Genomic DNA, 19,780 nt, shown 5'->3' on the forward strand with positions numbered 1-19,780 from the left:
GACGCACCGCGCACCCCGCCCGGACGGCGACCCTACGTGCTGTAGGTTCCCAACCGCCAGCGTCACACGCCAGTTCAACGGGGGAGTCATGCCGGACACGGAAGCGGAGCTCGGCGGAGAGGTCGGTGTCCGCAGTCTCGCGCCGACCCTGACCGTGCTGGTCGTCAGCCTTGTGATCGCCGCCATCGGCGTGTACGAGCTGTGCGGGTTCGGGCTGCACAGCCTCGACCGGCGCCCCCACCTGTTCAGTGACGGTCTCGCGACCGGCGGTGTGATCGTCGCCGTGGTGGCGGCCGGGGCGGCGGTGGGCAACCTGGCCTGGCTGCTGGCCATGGCCCGGCGCCGTGGTTGACGGATGAGACCCTGGGTACCGGCTGTGCGGACTCCGTGACCCGGTAACCCTACAAGCTGTAGGGTCTACGGTGCTCCGTCCCCGTCCCCTCGCCCTCAAGGTGACCAGTCACCATGCCCGCTCGACAGCCGAACCTGACCTCCACACGGGTTCCCGCTCCCCGCACCCCCGGCCGCGGCGTCCGCTTCCTGCCGCCCGGGATCCCGCCGATCCGCTTCGGGCCGGCCCCCGGCAGCGGGCTGGGCGCCCGCGCCGCCACCGCCACCGTCTGGTATCTGCGGCTCCTCGCGGCCCTCAACATCGTCGCCGTCGTGTCGCTGCCCTTCCGTGAGGAAGTGCACGAGCACAACGCGGGCGAGTACTTCACCCCCTACCTCGCCACGGCGGGCCTGGGCTCGGCGGCACTCGCCCTGTTCCTGGCGGTGGTGATGCGCCGCCGCAAGCGCGCCGCCTGGGTGTTCAACCTGCTGCTGGCCGGCCCCCTGTGCTGCCTCTACGTCGTCGCGCTCACCCGCGACCCGTTCCGCGGGCATGTGTTCAACTGGCTCTCCGCCGCCCTCACCGGCCTGTTCGTCGTCCTCCTGCTGCTCGGCCGCCGCGAGTTCGACGCCATCGGCGACCGCTCCAACCCGCGGCTGGCCCTCGCCGTCGGCGCCGGGGGCACCCTCCTCGGCGGCGCCCTGGGCACCCTCCTGGTCCACGCGACGAACCGCCTGCCCGGCGCCGCCCTCAAGGACGAGCTGGCGTACACCCTCCTGCGCGGCATCAGCGTCGGCCCGCTCGCCGACCATGTGCCCACCGTGCTCGCGCCCCGGTGGGCCGACGTGATCGTCAACATCCTGACCGCCGTGGTCTTCCTCCTCGTCCTGTACGCGTGCTTCCGCTCCCCCCGCGGCGAGTGCCTGCTCTCCGCGGCGGACGAGGACAGGCTCCGGGCGCTGCTGGCCCGGCACGGCGACCGGGACTCCCTCGGCTACTTCGCCCTGCGCCGCGACAAGTCCGTCATCTTCTCCCCCAGCGGCAAGGCCGCCATCGCCTACCGCGTCGTCGGCGGTGTCAGCCTGGCCTCCGGTGACCCGATAGGCGACCCCGAGGCCTGGCCCGGCGCCATCGACGCCTGGCTCACCGAGGCCCGGCGGCACGCCTGGGCCCCCGCGGTGATGGGCGCGAGCGAGGAGGCGGGCACCATCTACGCCCGTCACGGCCTGGACGCCCTGGAACTGGGCGACGAGGCGATCGTCGACCTGGCCGAGTTCACCCTGGAGGGCCGGGCCATGCGCGGGGTCCGCCAGGCCCACAACCGCGTCCGCCGGGCCGGCTACACCGTCCGCGTCCGCCGCCACGAGGAGATCGGCGACGAGGAGATGGCGCTGCTCGTCGACCGCGCCGACCACTGGCGCGACGGCGCCACCGAACGCGGCTTCTCCATGGCCCTCGGCCGCCTCGGCGACCCCTCCGACGGCCGCTGCATGATGCTGGAGTGCCGGGACGCCGACGACGAACCGCGCGCGCTGCTCAGTTTCGTCCCCTGGGGCGAGCACGGCCTCTCCCTGGACCTGATGCGCCGCGACCGGGACTGCGAGAACGGCCTGATGGAGTACATGGTCGTCGAACTGCTGTCGCGGGCCGAGGAGTTGGGGATCCGTCGGGTCTCCCTCAACTTCGCGATGTTCCGCTCGGTCTTCGAACGCGGCTCACGCCTCGGCGCGGGCCCGGTGCTGCGGCTGTGGTGCTCGACCCTCACCTTCTTCTCCCGCTGGTGGCAGATCGAGTCCCTCTACCGCGCCAACGCCAAGTACCGCCCGCTGTGGGAGCCCCGCTTCCTGCTCTTCGCCAAGAGCAGCGACATCCCGAGGATCGGCCTGGCGAGCGCCCGGGCGGAGGGGTTCCTGACCCCGCCCAGCCTGCCCGGCCTCGCCCGCCGCGAGCAGCGGCCCGCGACGGAGCACCGCCCGGCGTCCTAGGCGTGTCCGCGACAGGGCCTGTCGCGAAGGAACCGCGGCCGGGCACCTGACCGGCGAGGGGGGCGGCCCGGCGCCCGACCCGCGAGGGGGGGCGGCCAGGCACCTGACCGGCGAGGGACCGGCCCGGCGCCCGACCCGCGAAGGACCGGCCGGGCGCCTGACCGGCGAGGGAACCGCCCGGGTGCCTGACCGGCGAGGGGACCGCCCGGCGCCCGACCCGCGAGGGGGGGGGCGGCCAGGCACCTGACCCACGAGGGACCGGCCCGGCACCCGACCCACGAGGGACCGGCACCGGGCGCGGCCTGCCCCGCGAGAGAACCGCCCGCCGCCCGACCCGCGAGAGAACCGCCCGCCGCCCGACCCGCAAGGAGCCGCGCTGGGCGCGGCCTGCCCCGCCGTCGCCGCTGAGCGCCGTCCGGAGCGGACGCGGGCGGTGCTCAGCCGCCTGCGCCGCCGTGTCCGGTTCCGCTGCCCACGATCCCGCCGCCCACCGTGAACCCGATGACCGCTCCCCCGCCCTCGCGCCGGGAGGCGAACGGCGCTCCGCCGTGCGCCATGGCGACCTCGCGCACGATGGACAGCCCGAGGCCCGATCCCGGCTGGGAGCGCGCGTCGGCCGCCCGGTAGAAGCGGTCGAAGATACGGATCAGGTCGCCGTCGGCGATGCCGGGCCCCCGGTCGCGCACCTCCACGCGCACGGCGCCCGGCCGCGCCGGTCCCATGACGACGACCTCGATCGGCGCGCTGCCGCCCCGGTCGAACTTGGCCGCGTTCTCCACCAGGTTGGACAGGGCCCGCTGCAGCATCCCGGGGCGGCCCTCGGCCGTCGTGTCACCGCTCGCCCGCAGCAGGATCTCCCGTCCGGTGCGCCGGCGGGCCAGCCCCACCACGTCCTCGGCGATGTCGGCGAGGTCCACCGCCTGCGGCGGCTCGGCGTCGGACTGCCCGGCGGCCAGGTCGACCAGCTCGTTGACCAGGTCGGTCAGCTCCCGGGCCTCCTGGGTGAGGTCGGCGACCAGGTCCTCCCGGCTGCCGGGCGGAAGCTCGTCGATCCGCCGCAGCAGCGAGATGTTGGTGCGCAGGGACGTCAGGGGCGTACGGAGTTCGTGACCCGCGTCCTGGACGAGCCGCCGCTGGTCCTCCTCGGACTGGGCGAGCCGGCCCAGCATGCGGTCGAAGGCCCGCCCGAGCCGCCCCACCTCGTCCAGGCCCGCGACCGGTACCTGGATGCCCAGCTGCCGGGTGCGGGCCACGTTCTCGGCGGCGGACGTCAGGACCACCAGCCGCCGGGTGATCCGCCGGGCCAGCCACCAGCCGAACAGTCCGGCGGCCACCACGACCGCCGCCATCAGGATCAGCGTGCGCTGCTGCAACGTCCGCAGCAGGTCCTCGGTGTCGCTGAACTCCTGGGCGACCTGGACCGCGCCCCGGCCGTCGCCGAGCGAGACGGTGGCGATGCGGAAGAGGTCCGTGTCGACCCGTACGTCCTTGTGCTGGACGACCTTCCCGGCGGGCCCCGCGACGGCCATGGACCGGTCGCGGGCGGTGACGGGCAGCACCGGGCTGCCGTGGTCGACGATCTGCCCCCGCGCGCCGAGCACCTGTACATCGGTGCGGGCGGGCCGGACCAGGTCGTGCCCCGGCCGGGAGGAGGAGAAGTCATCCGGGACCATCGCGTGCTGCCGCACCTCGCCCTGGACGTCCTGCACGACCTGGGTGAACACCGACTGCTGGTCGACGCGGACCAGCCGGGCGGCGGAGCTGTAGGACAGGATGCCGACGAGGATCGTGACGACGGCGGTGACGGCCGCGAAGGACACGGCGAAGGTGGTGCGCAGGGATACGAGCTTGGGCCGGCGCAGGACCGGCGGCCGCCGCTGGCGGCCCACTCAGTCCTCCCGCAGCACGTAACCCACGCCCCGCACCGTGTGGATCAGTTGCGGGGCGCCGGGCTCGTCGAGCTTGCGGCGCAGATAGCCGACGTAGACGGCGAGGTTCTTGGAGCCGGGCCCGAAGTCGTAGCCCCAGATCCGGTCGTAGATCGTGGAGTGGTCGAGGACGATGCCCGCGTTGCGCACGAGCAGTTCCAGCAGTTCGAACTCGGTGCGGGTCAGTTCCAGCTCGCGTCCGCCGCGCCAGGCCCGGCGGGCCTGGAGGTCCATGCGGATCGCGGCGGCCTCGAGCCGCCGGCCGGAGACCTGCGCCTCGGGGCGGCCGGGCTCGATGGTGGCACCGCTGGTGATCACGCCGGTGTCGTCGCCCGTGCCGCCGGTGTCGCCCTCCGGTGCGGGCACCGGGCTGGTACGGCGCAGCAGCGCGCGCAGCCGGGCGAACACCTCCTCCACGTCGAACGGCTTGACCACGTAGTCGTCGGCCCCGGCGTCCAGGCCCGCGATGCGGTCGGCGGTCTCCACCAGCGCGGTGAGCATGAGGATCGGGGTGCGGTCGCCCTCGGCGCGCAGCACGCGGCAGACCTGCAGGCCGTCGATGCCTGGCATCATCACGTCGAGCACCAGCACGTCCGGCGGGGACTTGTGCGCCTGCGCCAGCGCCTCGACGCCGTCGGCGACCGCCGTCACGTCGTAGCCCTCCAGGGTCAGGGCACGCTCGAGGGCATGACGGATGGCACGGTCGTCTTCGGCGAGCAGCACTGTCTGGGGCACGGCTCCAGTCTGCCAAGGCCGCCGGTGCTTCGGCCGGGCCGGGTGGCCTCGCGATCACCCTTTTTACCCGCCTCTCACCGTCCCGGCGGCCCCGTCCCCAAGGGGATCAGCCCTCCAGCGCCGCCAGTCGCTCGGCGAACGGCACCACGGAGGCCTCGGTCCGCCGCGGCGCCCTCTCCATCAGGGACGACAGCTCCTGGGCCGCCCTCTCGATCCGCTCGGCCAGCCCCGGGGCGCAGCAGGGCGTAGTTCTCGATGGCGAGGTCGATGCCGTCGCGGATGTCCTTGCCGAACCAGGGGTAGACCGGTCCGGTGTTGCCGCGGCCCATCATGAGGTCGACGCGCCCGTCGGCCAGGTGCTGGAGCATCGCGTAGTCCTCGGCGATCTTCACCGGGTCGTTGGTGGTGATCAGGGTGGTGGAGGTGGAGAGGATCAGCCGCTCCGTGCGGGCGGCTATGTAGCCGAGCATGGTCGTCGGGGACGACGGCACGAACGGCGGGTTGTGGTGCTCACCGGTGGCGAAGACGTCCAGCCCGACCTCCTCGGCCTTCAGCGCGATGGCGACCATGGCCTTGATCCGCTCGCGCTCGGTCGGAGTGCGCCCCGTGGTGGGGTCCGGCGTGACATCGCCGACCGTGAAGATCCCGAACTGCATGGTCGCTCACCCTCCAGATTGTTGACCGTTCAACTATACCCGCCCAACGGTCACCCACCCCTGGTTATTCCGGTCGCCGCGAGCACGGCCTCAGGGCACCAGCACCAGCCGCCCGCGCACCCCGCCCCCGGCCAGCCGGGCGTGCGCCTTGGCCGCGTCCGGCAGGGCGAAGGTCTCCGCCACCCGCAGGCTCAGCGCCCCCTCGTCCACGAGCCGGACCAGCTCCGCCAGCCGGGCCCCGTCGGCGCGCACCGCGACCGCCGTGGTCCGCACCCCGCGCACGGACCCGGGCTGCCTACCGGGCTGCGCTCCGACGTACACCCCGCCGTCCCGCACCCACTCCAGCGCCGGCGCACCGAGCATCGCCGTGTCCAGCACCGCGTCCACGCTGCCCGGCCGGACGCCCTCGGCCGTGAAGTGCGCGGCTCCCAGCGACCGCACCAGCTCCTCGTCGGCCGCCCGGGCATGCCCGGTCACCACCAGGCCCCGGCGCGCGGCCAGCTGCGCCGCGAACCCCCCGACCGCCCCGGCAGCGCCCGTCACCAGCAGGGACGAGCCCGGCTCGAGCTCCAGCAGATCGAGGGCCTGGGCGGCGGTCAGCCCGTTCAGCGGCAGGGTCCCGGCGCGCACCGCGTCCACCGAGGCCGGGGCCTTCGCCACCGCGTCCGCCGCGACGACGACGTACTCGGCGTGCGCCCCCAGCGGCTCGGCCACCCCCGGCGCCAGGGCGACGACCTCGTCGCCCACCCGCCAGGCGGCGCCCACCCCCACCGCGTCCACCGTCCCGGCGACATCCCAGCCGAGCCCGATCGTCCTGCCCTCCCCGCCGAAGAGCCCGGCCCGGGTCGCCAGATCCACCGGGTTCAGCGCCCCGGCCGCCACCTTGATCCGCACCTGACCGGCCGCCGGCTCCGGGACCGCCACCTCGGCGATCTCCACGGCCTCCGGACCGCCGAACGTCCTCACCACAGCGGCAAGCATGTCAACTCTCCCTTTGCACAAGGCACTTGTCGGATTCCGGACCGGTTTCCCGGCCACGGCACCAACCCTAGGAGAGCTACTATCCATAGGTAAGTAGTTACCCGAGAGTGCGTTGGTCCCCCGGAGGAGAGAACCCATGGCGACCATGACCGCCGCCCAGCGGCGCGAACAGGCCCGCGCCGACTACGACGCCTTCCTGCGCGACTGCCCCACCAACCAGCTCCTCGGCCGCCTCAGCGACAAGTGGGTGGGCCTGGTCGTCGCCGCCCTGGCCGCCGGCCCCATGCGCTACAGCGGCCTCGGCCGCAAGATCGCCGGCGTCAGCCCCAAGATGCTCACCCAGACCCTGCGCGCGCTGGAGCGGGACGGCATCGTGACCCGCACCGTCACCCCGTCCGTGCCGGTCCGCGTCGACTACGCGCTCACCCCGCTCGGGGCCGGCCTCGCGGGCCTGCTCAGCGCCGTGAAGCAGTGGGCGGAGACCCATATGGACGAGGTGCGCGAGGCCCGCGAGCGCTACGACGAGGAGAACGACGGGGCGACCGGCCCCGCCTGACCCGGGGGCGGGGCCGCGCGGGAGGGGCGCTACTCAGAAGGGCGGTCCTTGTCCAGCACGCCCGCGCACCATGCGGTGTCCGGCTCCAGCGTCACCTCCGACGGCCGCCCCGGCAGCCGTACCGATACGCGCGGCTCCTCCCCGGCCGCGTCCGGGGCCGGCGCCCCGGTCCCGCACACCACGGTCCGCTCGTCCTCGCGGGCACACCGGGCGGGCAGCCGCTGCCGGTCCGCCGGCCGCACCGACCAGCGCAGCCGCACGGTGGCGTCGGTGACGTCGGCGGCCCCGTCGTCGCGCGGGGCCAGTCGCACCTCCACCCGGTCCCCGGTCAGCACCGCGGCCCCGTGAAAGGCCGGATCCCCCTCCGGCACCGGAGCGGGCCGCACGCTCCGCACGGCCCGAGGACCGGCCACCGCCCCCACCGGCCCACCGCCCCCACCGGCCCGCCGGCGGCCGACGCGCCTCCCGGCGCCAGGGCGGCGCGGGCACACACCCGGCCGCACCCAGTCCCGTCCGCACCCGCACGCCTCCGGCCGCCGCGCACCGCTCCTCACCGCCGGACGCACACGCGATCCCGCATGCCGTCCGGACGTATGCCACGCGGGTCGCCGGACAGGCGCCCTGCGACAGGTGACACGCGTTGTCGGGGACGCGGCGCCGGCGTGCGAGGCTGCCCCCATGCCGATCCTCCGCTCCGCCACCCTGTTCGTCGTCGCAGCGCTGTTCGAGATCGGCGGCGCCTGGCTGGTCTGGCAGGGGGTGCGCGAACACCGCGGCTGGCTGTGGGTCACGGGCGGGGTCCTCGCCCTCGGCGCGTACGGCTTCGTCGCCACCTTCCAGCCGGACGCCCACTTCGGTCGCATCCTCGCCGCGTACGGCGGTGTCTTCGTGGCCGGCTCCCTGCTGTGGGGCGCGGTCGCCGACGGCTACCGCCCCGACCGCTGGGACGTCACCGGAGCGCTGATCTGCCTGGCCGGGATGGCCGTGATCATGTGGGCCCCGAGGAACGGCGCCTGAGCCTCGCCTACGCTGGACGAAACCGTCCGCACACCGAGCCCAGGAGCACCCCATGGCCAGCGCAGCCCCGTCCGCCGCGTCCCGCATCGCCGTCGTCACCGGTGCGAGCAGCGGCATCGGCGCCGCCACGGCGCGTCGGCTCGCCGAGGCCGGTTACCGCGTCGTCCTCACCGCCCGCCGCAAGGACCGGATCGAGGCCCTGGCCGAGGAGCTGACGCAGGCGGGCCACTCGGCGGTGGCCTACCAGCTGGACGTGACGGACCGCGCGGCCGTGGACGAGTTCGCGACGGCCTTCGAGACGGTCGGCGTCCTCGTCAACAACGCGGGCGGCGCCCTCGGCGCGGACCCGGTGGCCACCGGCGACCCGGCGGACTGGCGCACGATGTACGAGACGAACGTCATCGGCACCCTGAACCTCACCCAGGCGCTGCTGCCCAAGCTGGAGGCGAGCGGCGACGGGGTGGTGGTGGTCGTCTCCTCCACCGCGGGACTAAGCACGTACGAGGGCGGCGCGGGGTACGTCGCCGCCAAGCACGGCGCCCATGTGCTCGCCGAGACGCTCCGCCTGGAGATCGTCGCCAAGCCGGTCCGGGTCGTCGAGGTCGCGCCCGGCATGGTCAAGACGGACGAGTTCGCCCTGACCCGCTTCGGCGGCGACGAGGAGAGGGCGGCGAAGGTCTACGAGGGTGTCGCCGAGCCCCTCAGCGCCGACGACGTGGCCGAGACGATCACCTGGACGGTCACCCGCCCCAGCCACGTCAACATCGACCTGCTGGTCGTCCGCCCCCGCGCCCAGGCCTCCAACACCAAGGTGCACCGGGAGCGGTGATGTCCGACGAGGACTCCCTGGAAAAGCGCCGGCTGGCCCAGGAGACGAAGGACGAGCGCCAGGTCTGGTACTTCCTGGCCTACTTCCTCTTCGGCATCCACTTCCTGGCCTTCGTCATGATCTACGCGGTCCGCCACGCGAAGTAGGGCGGCCCGGAACCGTTCCGGACCGCCCACGGGCGTACCGCGTCATCGCGGGGCGTCAGCCCTTCACGCAGACGACCTGCTTCAGCTTGGCCACGACCTCGACGAGGTCCCGCTGGCGTTCGATCACCTGGTCGATCGACTTGTAGGCCCCCGGGATCTCGTCCACGACACCGGAGTCCTTGCGGCACTCCACGCCCCGGGTCTGCTCCTCCAGGTCCTTCGTCGAGAAGCGCCGCTTGGCAGCGTTCCGGCTCATCCGCCGACCGGCGCCGTGCGACGCGGAGTTGAAGGCCTTCTCGTTGCCCAGGCCCTTCACGATGTACGAACCGGTGCCCATCGAGCCCGGGATGATCCCGTACTCGCCGGAGCCGGCCCGGATCGCGCCCTTGCGGGTGACGAGCAGGTCCATGCCCTCGTACCGCTCCTGCGCCACGTAGTTGTGGTGGCAGGAGATCTCCGGCTCGAAGGCCGGCTTGGCCTTCTTGAACTCCTTGCGGACGACGTCCTTCAGCAGCGCCATCATCAGGGTGCGGTTGTGCCGGGCGTACTCCTGCGCCCAGAACAGGTCGTTGCGGTAGGCCGCCATCTGCGGGGTGTCCGCGACGAAGACGGCGAGGTCCCGGTCCACCAGGCCCTGGTTGTGCGGGAGTTTCTGGGCCACGCCGATGTGGTGCTCGGCCAGTTCCTTGCCGATGTTGCGGGAGCCGGAGTGCAGCATCAGCCAGACCGCGCCGTCCGTGTCCGTGCACACCTCAACGAAGTGATTACCGCTTCCGAGCGTTCCCATCTGCTTCGTGGCCCGCTCCTGACGGAACCTGACCGCTTCGGCCACCCCGTCGAACCGGTCCCAGAACGACTCCCACCCACTGGTGGCCAGGCCGTGGAAGCGGCCGGGGTCGACCGGGTCCTCGTGCATCCCCCGCCCCACCGGAATCGCCTGCTCGATCTTCGAGCGCAGCCGGGACAGGTCCCCCGGCAGATCGTTCGCCGTCAGGGACGTGCGTACGGCCGACATCCCGCAGCCGATGTCCACGCCCACCGCGGCCGGGCACACCGCGCCCGCCATCGCGATGACCGATCCGACCGTCGCACCCTTTCCGTAGTGCACGTCCGGCATCACGGCCAGACCCTTGATCCACGGCAGGGTGGCGACGTTCTGGAGCTGGCGCAGGGCCACGTCCTCGACCGTCGCGGGGTCCGTCCACATCCGGATCGGGACCTTGGCGCCCGGCATCTCCACGTACGACATGTGTTCCTCATTCCCCCGACAAAGACAACAAAAGGCTTAAAAGCAACAAAACGCAAAAGCGGCGCGAAGGTCTACGGAAGGGACGAGGGACCGGCATCCACGGCGGTGCGTGCGATACACATTGTCTCCAGGGGACGCCCCGCGGCGGCAAGCGAATAACCAGCGGGGACACTGGAGCACCGGGCGATCGACCTCCGTCGGATCGCACACCGACGAGAGGAGACCGACCGTGCGGCGCAAGGCGTACGTATCCGGCACCGCCGCCCTCCTCGCGGCGCTGCTGGCGGGCTGCACGAGCGGCTCCGGGGGCGGCAGCCCGACGGACGACGCCAATCCGGGGGACGCCGGCACGGCCGCGGTCACCGCCCAGCCCGGGAAGTACCGCACCCTGCCCGAGCCCTGCGGCGCGGTCGGCCACGACACGCTCGACTCGATGCTGCCCGGCGTCAAGCAGATCACCGACCCGAGCCAGCGGGACAAGGCCTACCAGGGCGAGGCCTCGCTCACCTACGACACCGACCGCAAGGTCGGCTGCCGCTGGAAGGTGATGTCCGCCGAGGCCACCGACCGCCTCTCGGTCGACTTCGAGCGCGTGGTGTCGTACGACAACGCGGTCAGCGACGACGACCAGGCGCAGAAGCTGTACCAGGAGCAGGAGACGGCCGCCGATCTGCCCGAGCCGAGCGGCTCGGCGACGACGGGCGCCTCGACCGCCCCCGCCTCGCCCACGGACTCCGCGAGCGACCAGGCGGACCCCTCGGGCTCGCCGTCCGGCTCCCCCGCCGGCTCCCCGTCCGGCTCGGCCTCCGGCTCCGGCTCCCCCGCCGGCTCCCCGTCCGGCTCGGCCTCCGGCTCCGGCTCCGCCGCCGGCCCCCAGTCCGGCGCCGATCTGGCGGCCCTGCAGCCGCGCGTCCTGCCCGATCTCGGTGACGAGGCGTATCTCGACGACCAGCTGAGCACCTCCGGTTCGACGGCCGAACCGCGGACGGTGACTGTGGTGTTCCGCACGTCCAACGTCATCGTCACCATCGAGTACGAGGAGCAGCCGACGGCCGTGGGAACGCCCCCCGACAGCAAGGAAATGCAGGACAGGGCCCGTGATCTGGCCTCTCAACTGGCCGACAAGTTGGGTGGTTGACGGCCGTCGCGCCCCCGCCCGGCCCCGTCCGGCGAGCGGCCGGACACGAGCCGCGCCGCTTCTTCACCGCGTACGGTGGGGCCCCGCAGGAACCCGCACGAACACCGAGCGTCATGAGTGAAGGAACCATGCAGCGAGCAGCCCAGCGAGACGACCGTGCCCAGGGGGTACCTCCCACGCCGTCCAGGCAGTGGCGAAGTGACCAGCGAGCCAAGCGCCTCCGCCGGGCCCTTGTCTGCGCGGCAGCCGTACCCGCGGTGCTGATCACCGCCGCCTGCTCCTCGGACTCGGGCGGCTCCGAGGCCAAGGGCGGCGACGGCTCCGCCGGGCAGTCCGCGGCCGGCTCCACGCAGCCCTCCGCCAGCGCCTCCCCGACCGTGCGTCCGGCCGCGTACCGGAAGCTTCCGGACGCGTGCGCGGTGCTGACGAAGAAGACCCTGACCGACCTGGTCCCCAAGAGTGGGAAGTCGGGCAAGAAGGGCAGCTCGGACAGCCCCTCGTCCCGCTCCTCCTGCGCCTGGAGCAGCCTGGACAACAACGGCGTCAAGGGCTCCCAGTTCCGCTGGCTGAACGTCTCCCTGCTCCGCTTCGACTCGGACTCCACGCGGGGCGCCGGCGAGGCCCAGGCGCACGCCTACTACACCCGGCAGACCAAGGACGCCCAGGCGGTGGACGGCGCCAAGAACGCCAAGGTGGTCCCGCTGTCCGGCACGGGCACCGAGGCGACGGCGGTGCGCTACGACCTGAAGAAGAAGGAAGGCCTCTTCAAACAGCAGACGGTCGTGGCCCGGGTGGAGAACGTCGTCGTCACCGTCGACTACAACGGGGCCGGTCTGGCAGGCGAGAAGACCCCGGACGCCGACGACCTGACGAAGGCCGCGCAGCAGGCGGTCAAGGAAGCGATCGCGTCGGTGTCGGCCGCCAACGGTGAAGGTTCTGGGCAGAGTTCGTCGGGTACGGCGTCCGCGTCGCCCTCGAAGCCGGGCTCGAAGTCGCCGTCCAAGTCGCCGTCCAAGTCGCCGTCCAAGTCGCCGTCCGCGTCGGCCTCCAAGGCGGCTTCCAAGGCGGGCGCCAAGGCCCCCTCCGACACCGCGTCCGCGTCGAAGGCCGCCGTCAAGAAGAGCTGACCGGAGGGCCGTAGGCCCGACCGGCACGACGTTCGCCGCACACGTGTGCCACTCTGTTGCGCGCAACAACACGCAAGGGGAGGGGAGTACGAGTGGCCGCGCCACTGCAGCTGACTCGGATGCACCGCGTTCTCGTCGGCGTGGTCGTGTCCGGCGCGTTGATCATCGCCGGCATCGGCTTCGCCGGTTCGTATGCGGCCGTCCGTGAGCTGGCCATCAAGAAGGGCTTCGGGAACTTCTCCTATGTGTTCCCGGTGGGCATCGACGCGGGCATCTGTGTGCTGCTCGCCCTGGACCTGCTGCTGACCTGGATCCGCATCCCCTTCCCCCTGCTGCGCCAGACGGCGTGGCTGCTGACGGCGGCGACGATCGCCTTCAACGGGGCCGCCGCCTGGCCGGACCCGCTCGGCGTGGGCATGCACGCGGTGATCCCGATCCTCTTCGTCGTCTCCGTCGAAGCGGCCCGGCACGCCGTCGGCCGCATCGCGGACATCACCGCCGACAAGCACATGGAGGGCGTCCGCCTCACCCGGTGGCTGCTCTCCCCGGTCCCGACGTTCCTGCTGTGGCGCCGGATGAAGCTGTGGGAGCTGCGCTCCTACGAGCAGGTCATCAAGCTGGAGCAGGAACGTCTCGTCTACCAGGCCCGGCTGCACTCCCGCTTCGGCCGGTCCTGGCGGCGCAAGGCACCGGTGGAGTCCCTGATGCCGCTGCGGCTGGCCCGCTACGGCGTGCCCCTGACGGAGACGGCCCCGGCGGGTCTGGCGGCGGCGGGCATCGAGCCGGCGCTGCTGCCACCCGGGCCCGCGCCGGTGCCACAGCCGGCCACGGCCACCGCACAGCTCGCCCCCGCCCCCACCGCCGCCGCGACGGCGGACGAGGGCACCGCCGAGGCCCCCGGCATCCCGAGGCAGGCACGGCCCGCCGGCGGGCAGCGCCCCGAGCCCCCGGTGGACGAGGAGAGCCCCTGGTTCCAGGCGCAGCGCGAGATCGAGTACCACGGCGGCTACGACCCCGCCTACGAGCCGCCCCCCGAGCCCCAGTACGAGCCCGAGGAGCAGTACGAGGACTGGTACGAGGAGCAGCCGGCGGAGCGGTTCCAGCAGCCCTCCCCGGAGGAGACCGGCAGCTTCCCCATCCCGGTCGGGCCGACCCGCACCCGTGAGCTGGGCGAGGGCGGCGGCACCCCGGAGCCCGAACCGACCGAGGAGGACTTCTACATGGTCTTCCGCAAGTCGATCGACGGCAGCTATCCCACGTCCGCCCAGTTCCGGGACGACGTGGAGGCCACCTTCGGCATCGCCCTGCCGCCCCGGGAGTCGGACCGCATGGTCGGCCGGTTCGCCGAGCGCCACACCCGGGAGCTCCAGGAGGAGCACATCGCGTGACGGCACCTCGCGTGACGCCGTGACGCGTTCGACGCGCAGAGCGAAGGGGCCCTCCCGTGGGAGGGCCCCTTCGCTGCGTTCTCCGCCGCCTCCGCCGGGCTACTCCCCGAGCAGCCGGCGCACCCGGTCCTGGCCCACGGCCAGCAGCAGGGTGGGCAGCCGGGGGCCGGTGTCCCGGCCCACCAGCAGGTGGTACAGCAGCGCGAAGAACGTCCGCTGGGCCATCTTGATCTCCGGCGGCAGCTCCTTGGGCGTCGCGTCGGCGGAGAACCCGGCCTGTACCTTCGGCACGCCGTAGACGAGGTGCGTGAGGCCGTCCAGCGACCACTGCTCGGCGAGCCCGTCGAGCAGCAGCCGCAGCGACTGCCGGGACGCCTCGTCGAGGGACTTCAGCAGTTCGGCGTCGGGCTCCTCGCGCACGACGGTCCGCTGGTCGGCGGGCACGTGCGTGTTGATCCACGCCTCGGCCTTGTCGTAGCGCGGGCGGGCCTCGTCCAGCGAGGCCAGCGGCTGCTCCGGGTCCAGCTCGGAGAGGATGCGCAGGGCCTGGTCCGAGTGCCCGGCGGTGATGTCGGCGACGGACGCGAGCGTGCGGTACGGCAGCGGGCGCGGCGTCTTCGGCAGCTCACCGGCGGCGGTGCCGACGGCCCGGGTGTGGGCGGCGATGTCGGCCGGCAGGGCGGAGCCCTCGGCGACCTTCGCGCCCAGCTTGTCCCACTCGTCGTAGAGGCGCTGGATCTCCTGGTCGAAGGCGATCTTGAAGGACTGGTTGGGGCGGCGGCGGGCGTAGAGCCAGCGCAGCAGCTGCGGCTCCATGATCTTCAGCGCGTCGGCCGGGGTGGGCACTCCGCCCCGCGAGGACGACATCTTCGCCATGCCGGAGATGCCGACGAAGGCGTACATCGGGCCGATCGGCCGCTCGCCGCCGAAGATGCCGACGATCTGGCCGCCGACCTGGAAGGAGGATCCCGGCGAGGAGTGGTCGACACCGCTCGGCTCGAAGATCACGCCCTCGTACGCCCAGCGCATCGGCCAGTCGACCTTCCAGACCAGCTTGCCGCGGTTGAACTCGCTCAGCCGCACGGTCTCGGTGAAGTCGCAGGCGGTGCAGGTGTACGTCAGCTCGGTGGTGTCGTCGTCGTACGAGGTGACCGTCGTCAGGTCCTTGCCGCAGTCACCGCAGTACGGCTTGTACGGGAAGTAGCCGGCGGAACCGGAGCTGCCGTCGTCCTCGGCGGCGGCGCCCGAGCCCTCCTCGGCCTCCAGCTCCGCCTCGTCGACCGCCTTCTGCTGCTGCTTCTTGGCAGGGGCCTTCTTCGTCCGGTACTGGTCGAGGATGGCGTCGATGTCCGCGCGGTGCCTCATCGCGTGCAGGATCTGCTCGCGGTAGGCGCCGGAGGTGTACTGCTCGGTCTGGCTGATCCCGTCGAACTCGACGCCCAGTTCGGCCAGCGACTCGGTCATCGCGGCCTTGAAGTGCTCGGCCCAGTTCGGGTACTCGGAGCCCTTCGGGGCCGGCACCGAGGTCAGGGGCTTGCCGATGTGCTCGGCCCACTCCGCCTGGTCGACGCCCGCGATTCCGGCCGGCACCTTGCGGTAGCGGTCGTAGTCGTCCCAGGAGATCAGGTGCCGGACCTGGTGGCCGCGGCGGCGGATCTCGTCGGCGACCAGGTGCGGGGTCATGACCTCGCGCAGGTTGCCCAGGTGGATGGGGCCGGAGGGCGAGAGACCGGACGCGACGACGACCGGTTTGCCCGGGGCCCGGCGCTCCGACTCTTCGATGACCTCATCCGCGAAACGGGAGACCCAGTCGGTGGTATCGGTGCTCTGAGCCACGATCGGCACGTCCTTCTTTCTGAACGGGTGACACCCCATTGTCACAGACGGTCTGCCGACCGGGAAAACCGCTTTTCCCCCCATGGGATACTGGCCGGGACTATCCATCCCCACGAGGAGAACGGCACCCATTCCTATGGCCTCGGTCAAGTCCCTCAGCGATTCCGTCCAGCAGCACCTCGCGTCCGCCCTCTCGGCCACCCTGCCGGAGGCCGCCGACGCCGACCCGCTGCTGCGACGTAGCGACCGGGCTGACTTCCAGGCCAACGGGATCCTGGCGCTCGCCAAGAAGGCGAAGGCGAATCCTCGGGAGCTGGCCGCACAGGTCGTCTCCCAGGTGGTCACCGGCGACCTGATCGAGGACGTCGAGGTCTCCGGGCCCGGCTTCCTCAACATCACGATCGCGGACAAGGCGATCACCGGGAACCTGGCCGCGCGGTACGCGGACGAGTCCGACCGCCTCGGCGTGCCGTACGCCGAGCACGCCGGTACGACGGTCATCGACTACGCGCAGCCGAACGTGGCGAAGGAGATGCACGTCGGGCACCTGCGCTCCGCGGTGATCGGCGACTCGGTCGGCCGGCTGCTGGAATTCACCGGCGAGACCGTGATCCGGCGCCACCACATCGGCGACTGGGGCACCCAGTTCGGCATGCTCATCCAGTACCTGGACGAGCACCCGCACGAGCTGGACCACAAGGACGCCCAGGTGTCGGGCGAGGAGGCGATGTCGAACCTCGACCGCCTCTACAAGGCCGCGCGCCGGCTCTTCGACTCCGACGAGGAGTTCAAGACGCGCGCCCGCCGCCGGGTGGTCGACCTCCAGGCCGGCGACCCGGCCACGCTCGCGACGTGGCAGCGGTTCGTGGACGAGTCGAAGATCTACTTCTTCTCCGTCTTCGAGAAGCTGGACATGCGGGTCCAGGACGCCGACATCGTCGGTGAGTCCGGTTACAACGACATGCTGGCCGAGACCTGCCGGCTGCTGGAGGAGTCCGGCGTCGCCGTGCGCTCCGAGGGCGCCCTGTGCGTCTTCTTCGAGGACATCAAGGGCCCGGACGGCAACCAGGTCCCGCTGATCGTGCAGAAGTCGGACGGCGGTTACGGCTACGCGGCCACCGACCTCTCCGCGATCCGCGACCGCGTCTTCAACCTCAAGGCGAGCACCCTGCTGTACGTGGTGGACGCCCGCCAGGCCCTGCACTTCCGCATGGTCTTCGAGACCGCCCGCCGGGCCGGCTGGCTGGGCGACGACGTGACGGCGGCCCAGCTGGCCTTCGGCACGGTCCTCGGCAAGGACGGCAAGCCGTTCAAGACGCGTGCGGGCGAGACGGTCAGGCTCCAGGACCTACTGGACGAGGCCGTCGAGCGGGCCACGGCGGTCGTCCGGGAGAAGGCCGGGAAGGTGGGCCTGACGGAGCAGGAGATCGTCGAGAACGGCGCCTACGTCGGCGTCGGCGCGGTGAAGTACGCGGACCTGTCCACGTCCGCCGTGCGGGACTACAAGTTCGACCTGGACCAGATGGTGTCACTGAACGGCGACACCTCCGTCTACCTCCAGTACGCGTACGCCCGGATCCAGTCCATCCTGCGCAAGGCCGGCGAGGCCCGCCCCGCCGCCCACCCGGAACTGGAGCTGGCCCCCGCGGAGCGCGCGCTGGGCCTGCACCTGGACCGGTTCGGTGAGACGGTCCTGGAGGCGGCGGCGTCGTACGAGCCGCACAAGCTGGCCGCCTACCTGTACCAGCTGGCCTCGCTCCTGACGACCTTCTACGACCAGTGCCCGGTGCTGAAGGCGCAGACCCCGGAGCAGATGGAGAACCGTCTGTTCCTGTGCGACGTGACGGCCCGCACGCTGCACCAGGGCATGGCCCTGCTGGGCATCCGGACGCCCGAGAAGCTCTGACAGACCCGCCGGTCCGATTTCCCGAGAGGTTTATCGGACCGGCGGTGCCGTCTTTCGCCCGGTCCGCCACGGCCGGCGGTACCCAATCTTTAGGCGCTGAGCAGCGAATACTTACCCGGCGCCGGGCGAAAGATGGATAAGCCATAACTCAGACGGTTTCCGCCGCGTTTCACCCGGTGTGCGGGTGAGTGCCCGCGACGATTGTCTGGGAGAGGCAGGGAACCTATGAACCGGGTTACCCGAAACAGTGTGATCGCCATCGCCGCCGCCTCGGGCGCGATGGCGATGGCAGGTCCGGCGCACGCCGACTCCACCGCGGACGGTGCCGCGGTCGGCTCGCCCGGTCTGATCTCCGGGAACACGGTGCAGCTGCCGGTGCACGTCCCGGTGAACGCCTGCGGCAACACCGTCAACGTGGTGGGACTGCTCAACCCCGCCATGGGCAACACCTGCGCCAACGTGGGCGGCGGCGGGACCGCCAAGGACCACGGCCCGGCCAAGGGCGGGGCCACCGCCGCGAGCAGTACGCACAACTCGCCGGGCGTCGTCTCCGGCAACGGCGTCCAGCTGCCGGTGGATCTGCCGGTGAACGTCAGCGGCAACTCCGTCGACGTGGTGGGCATCGGCAACCCCGTCTTCGGCAACACGTCCGTCAACACCTCCACCCCCCGCCACGAGGAGCCGCAGCCCGAGCCGCCCACCCGGGTCACCCCGCCGAAGCACACCGAACCCCCGGCCCCGCCCCAGCCGGTCAGGGAGCACCCGGCGCCGAAGCCGACGCCCGTCGTCGAACGGCACCCCACCGTCGGCACCCTCGCCCACACGGGCACGGACGACACCTGGACAGCCGTCGCCGCGAGCATGGCCTCGCTGCTGGGCGGCACGGTGCTCTACCGGCGCTTCCGCGCCCGGACGCTCCACCGCGAGGGATGAGCCCAGGCGCGGGCGTACGGCCTCGTCGGTCACGTCCCGACGAGGCCGACCAGGCCGACCAGGCCGACCAGGCCGTACGACGCCCGGGGGCAGCGGGACGCGGCGTCTGACGCCCCGTCGGCGGTGGCCGTGCGCGGCGGGGCCGACTGTCAGTGGCTGCCCCTACAGTCACGTCCATGGCGACTCTTCCCAACCCGCTGCCCAGGCTGGCCACCGACCCCAGCGGGCGCTCCCTCGGGCTGCAACTGCCGCCCGGCCGGCTGATCGACGCGACGGTGGACGGCCCGTGGCCGGAACCGCTGCTGTGGCACGCCGGCGGTCCCACCGCGCCGGGGCATTGGGCGGCGCTGGGCATACCGGCCCGCCGGGCGGGACTCCTGCCGGTACTCCTCGATGTCGACGGCGCCCAGGGCGGCCCCGGCGACTGGGAACTGCGGCCCGGGCACACGTCGTACCCCGGGGACCACGACCCGCAGGACGTGCTCGCCGAGTACTGGGAGGACGGGGACCCCGACGGCGAACAGGCCGAGCCGCTCGCGCCGTTCGACACGGACTGGCCCGGTCTCGCGCCGGCCGGTGCCCTCACCGTCGATCCCGACACCTGCGCCGCCCGGCTGGCCGACTCGCTGACCGACGGTTCCCGCTCCCGGCCGGCGAACCCACCGCGGCTGGCCCTGGTGCCGGCCCGTCGCTCCGCCGACATCCCCGCCGCCATCGGCTGGTCCGGCCCGCTCGACCACGAGGACGACGTGGCCCGTTCGTGCGCGGTCCTGCGCTCCTGGGAGGACCGCTTCGGCATACGGGTCGTCGCGCTCGGCTTCGACACGCTGGTGGTGTCCGTGGCCGCGCCACCCGCCGACCTCGCCGACGCCGAGCCGCTGGCGGCGGAGCACTTCGCGTTCTGCCCGGACGTCCTCGCGCGGATCGGCCCGGGCGGCCTGGGCGACCACGCCGGGGAACTGGTCGGCGCCCGCGTCTGGCACTTCCGGTGGAACTGACCGCGCCGGGTCGGAACCTGGTCGTGGCCTCCTCGCCCCAG

At 72.5% G+C, this 19,780-nt stretch carries 18 protein-coding genes and 1 pseudogene; 12 read left to right on the forward strand and 7 right to left on the reverse strand.

Translation table 11 applies throughout. The features are described from left to right. Window positions 1–88: 88 nt before the first annotated feature. A complete protein-coding gene (locus ACIBA9_RS25290; protein WP_399366360.1) occupies window positions 89–352 on the forward strand; it encodes a hypothetical protein in 264 nt (87 codons plus the stop codon). Between the two features lie 113 nt (window positions 353–465). Further along, window positions 466–2,316 (forward strand): phosphatidylglycerol lysyltransferase domain-containing protein, encoded by a 1,851-nt coding sequence (locus tag ACIBA9_RS25295; protein WP_399366362.1) that lies wholly within the window; start codon window positions 466–468, stop codon window positions 2,314–2,316. A gap of 437 nt (window positions 2,317–2,753) precedes the next feature. Here the strand turns inward: ACIBA9_RS25295 and ACIBA9_RS25300 are convergent, their stop codons facing one another. The 4 genes and pseudogenes from ACIBA9_RS25300 to ACIBA9_RS25315 all read right to left on the reverse strand — a co-directional run bounded on the left by ACIBA9_RS25300 (window position 2,754) and on the right by ACIBA9_RS25315 (window position 6,616). Beyond that, window positions 2,754–4,205, reverse strand: a complete 1,452-nt coding sequence (locus tag ACIBA9_RS25300) for an ATP-binding protein (RefSeq protein ID WP_399366364.1) — start codon at window positions 4,203–4,205, stop codon at window positions 2,754–2,756. Beyond that, on the reverse strand, window positions 4,206–4,979 hold the full coding sequence (locus ACIBA9_RS25305; protein ID WP_399366366.1) for a response regulator transcription factor: 774 nt from the start codon (window positions 4,977–4,979) through the stop codon (window positions 4,206–4,208). It lies immediately after the preceding gene. 233 nt (window positions 4,980–5,212) lie between these two features. Continuing rightward, window positions 5,213–5,635, reverse strand: a pseudogene (locus tag ACIBA9_RS25310) (LLM class flavin-dependent oxidoreductase); the annotation flags it as partial. A gap of 90 nt (window positions 5,636–5,725) precedes the next feature. Further along, complete coding sequence (locus ACIBA9_RS25315; protein ID WP_399366368.1) at window positions 5,726–6,616, reverse strand: NADP-dependent oxidoreductase; 891 nt, start codon at window positions 6,614–6,616, stop codon at window positions 5,726–5,728. Window positions 6,617–6,752: 136 nt separating this feature from the next. On the opposite strand from ACIBA9_RS25315, the gene ACIBA9_RS25320 reads away from it, so the two are divergent. Continuing rightward, window positions 6,753–7,172, forward strand: coding sequence for a winged helix-turn-helix transcriptional regulator (locus ACIBA9_RS25320; RefSeq protein ID WP_393902151.1), 420 nt, complete (start codon window positions 6,753–6,755; stop codon window positions 7,170–7,172). A 29-nt stretch (window positions 7,173–7,201) separates the two neighbouring features. Here the strand turns inward: ACIBA9_RS25320 and ACIBA9_RS25325 are convergent, their stop codons facing one another. Beyond that, complete coding sequence (locus tag ACIBA9_RS25325) at window positions 7,202–7,507, reverse strand: hypothetical protein (RefSeq protein ID WP_399366371.1); 306 nt, start codon at window positions 7,505–7,507, stop codon at window positions 7,202–7,204. 343 nt (window positions 7,508–7,850) lie between these two features. Between ACIBA9_RS25325 and ACIBA9_RS25330 the strand changes: the two genes are divergently transcribed. From ACIBA9_RS25330 to ACIBA9_RS25340, 3 genes are read left to right on the forward strand one after another with little or no spacing between them, the layout of a single operon-like run. After that, window positions 7,851–8,189: a YnfA family protein gene (locus ACIBA9_RS25330; RefSeq protein WP_393902152.1), complete on the forward strand. Its 339-nt coding sequence runs from the start codon at window positions 7,851–7,853 to the stop codon at window positions 8,187–8,189. Window positions 8,190–8,241: 52 nt separating this feature from the next. Further along, a complete protein-coding gene (locus ACIBA9_RS25335) occupies window positions 8,242–9,018 on the forward strand; it encodes an SDR family NAD(P)-dependent oxidoreductase (RefSeq protein ID WP_399366373.1) in 777 nt (258 codons plus the stop codon). After that, complete coding sequence (locus tag ACIBA9_RS25340; RefSeq protein ID WP_393902154.1) at window positions 9,018–9,164, forward strand: hypothetical protein; 147 nt, start codon at window positions 9,018–9,020, stop codon at window positions 9,162–9,164. The genes ACIBA9_RS25335 and ACIBA9_RS25340 overlap by 1 nt, the downstream gene beginning before the upstream one ends. A gap of 55 nt (window positions 9,165–9,219) precedes the next feature. Here the strand turns inward: ACIBA9_RS25340 and ACIBA9_RS25345 are convergent, their stop codons facing one another. Further along, on the reverse strand, window positions 9,220–10,413 hold the full coding sequence (locus ACIBA9_RS25345; RefSeq protein WP_399366375.1) for an RtcB family protein: 1,194 nt from the start codon (window positions 10,411–10,413) through the stop codon (window positions 9,220–9,222). Window positions 10,414–10,642: 229 nt separating this feature from the next. Here ACIBA9_RS25345 and ACIBA9_RS25350 point away from each other — a divergent pair, with 229 nt between their 5' ends. From ACIBA9_RS25350 to ACIBA9_RS25360, 3 genes are all read left to right on the forward strand, one after another. After that, window positions 10,643–11,551: a DUF3558 domain-containing protein gene (locus tag ACIBA9_RS25350; protein ID WP_399366377.1), complete on the forward strand. Its 909-nt coding sequence runs from the start codon at window positions 10,643–10,645 to the stop codon at window positions 11,549–11,551. Between the two features lie 113 nt (window positions 11,552–11,664). Beyond that, the gene (locus tag ACIBA9_RS25355; protein WP_399366379.1) at window positions 11,665–12,678 is read left to right on the forward strand and encodes a DUF3558 domain-containing protein; all 1,014 of its coding nucleotides are present in this window, start codon (window positions 11,665–11,667) and stop codon (window positions 12,676–12,678) included. A gap of 92 nt (window positions 12,679–12,770) precedes the next feature. Next, complete coding sequence (locus ACIBA9_RS25360) at window positions 12,771–14,066, forward strand: DUF2637 domain-containing protein (RefSeq protein ID WP_399366381.1); 1,296 nt, start codon at window positions 12,771–12,773, stop codon at window positions 14,064–14,066. A 99-nt stretch (window positions 14,067–14,165) separates the two neighbouring features. On the opposite strand, the gene lysS is transcribed toward ACIBA9_RS25360, so the two are convergent. After that, entirely contained in the window at window positions 14,166–15,911 is a 1,746-nt protein-coding gene (gene lysS, locus ACIBA9_RS25365) for a lysine--tRNA ligase (RefSeq protein WP_399366383.1), read from the reverse strand. Between the two features lie 127 nt (window positions 15,912–16,038). On the opposite strand from lysS, the gene argS reads away from it, so the two are divergent. From argS to ACIBA9_RS25380, 3 genes are all read left to right on the forward strand, one after another. Next, entirely contained in the window at window positions 16,039–17,808 is a 1,770-nt protein-coding gene (gene argS, locus ACIBA9_RS25370) for an arginine--tRNA ligase (protein WP_399366385.1), read from the forward strand. 249 nt (window positions 17,809–18,057) lie between these two features. Further along, on the forward strand, window positions 18,058–18,741 hold the full coding sequence (locus ACIBA9_RS25375; RefSeq protein WP_399366387.1) for a chaplin family protein: 684 nt from the start codon (window positions 18,058–18,060) through the stop codon (window positions 18,739–18,741). 176 nt (window positions 18,742–18,917) lie between these two features. Next, a complete protein-coding gene (locus tag ACIBA9_RS25380) occupies window positions 18,918–19,739 on the forward strand; it encodes a DUF4253 domain-containing protein (protein ID WP_399366389.1) in 822 nt (273 codons plus the stop codon). The last annotated feature ends 41 nt before the right edge of the window (window positions 19,740–19,780 follow it).

Source organism: Streptomyces sp. NPDC051452 (assembly GCF_044454765.1).
Lineage (GTDB): Bacteria > Actinomycetota > Actinomycetes > Streptomycetales > Streptomycetaceae > Streptomyces.

Bases quoted from the DNA above. Each gene is read 5' to 3' on its own strand.
- ACIBA9_RS25290 (WP_399366360.1), top strand. From the start codon at position 89: ATGCCGGACACGGAAGCGGAGCTCGGCGGAGAGGTCGGTGTCCGCAGT.
- ACIBA9_RS25295 (WP_399366362.1), top strand. From the start codon at position 466: ATGCCCGCTCGACAGCCGAACCTGACCTCCACACGGGTTCCCGCTCCC.
- ACIBA9_RS25315 (WP_399366368.1), bottom strand. From the start codon at position 6,616: ATGCTTGCCGCTGTGGTGAGGACGTTCGGCGGTCCGGAGGCCGTGGAG.
- ACIBA9_RS25320 (WP_393902151.1), top strand. From the start codon at position 6,753: ATGGCGACCATGACCGCCGCCCAGCGGCGCGAACAGGCCCGCGCCGAC.
- ACIBA9_RS25330 (WP_393902152.1), top strand. From the start codon at position 7,851: ATGCCGATCCTCCGCTCCGCCACCCTGTTCGTCGTCGCAGCGCTGTTC.
- ACIBA9_RS25335 (WP_399366373.1), top strand. From the start codon at position 8,242: ATGGCCAGCGCAGCCCCGTCCGCCGCGTCCCGCATCGCCGTCGTCACC.
- ACIBA9_RS25340 (WP_393902154.1), top strand. From the start codon at position 9,018: ATGTCCGACGAGGACTCCCTGGAAAAGCGCCGGCTGGCCCAGGAGACG.
- ACIBA9_RS25345 (WP_399366375.1), bottom strand. From the start codon at position 10,413: ATGTCGTACGTGGAGATGCCGGGCGCCAAGGTCCCGATCCGGATGTGG.
- ACIBA9_RS25355 (WP_399366379.1), top strand. From the start codon at position 11,665: ATGAGTGAAGGAACCATGCAGCGAGCAGCCCAGCGAGACGACCGTGCC.
- argS (WP_399366385.1), top strand. From the start codon at position 16,039: ATGGCCTCGGTCAAGTCCCTCAGCGATTCCGTCCAGCAGCACCTCGCG.
- ACIBA9_RS25380 (WP_399366389.1), top strand. From the start codon at position 18,918: ATGGCGACTCTTCCCAACCCGCTGCCCAGGCTGGCCACCGACCCCAGC.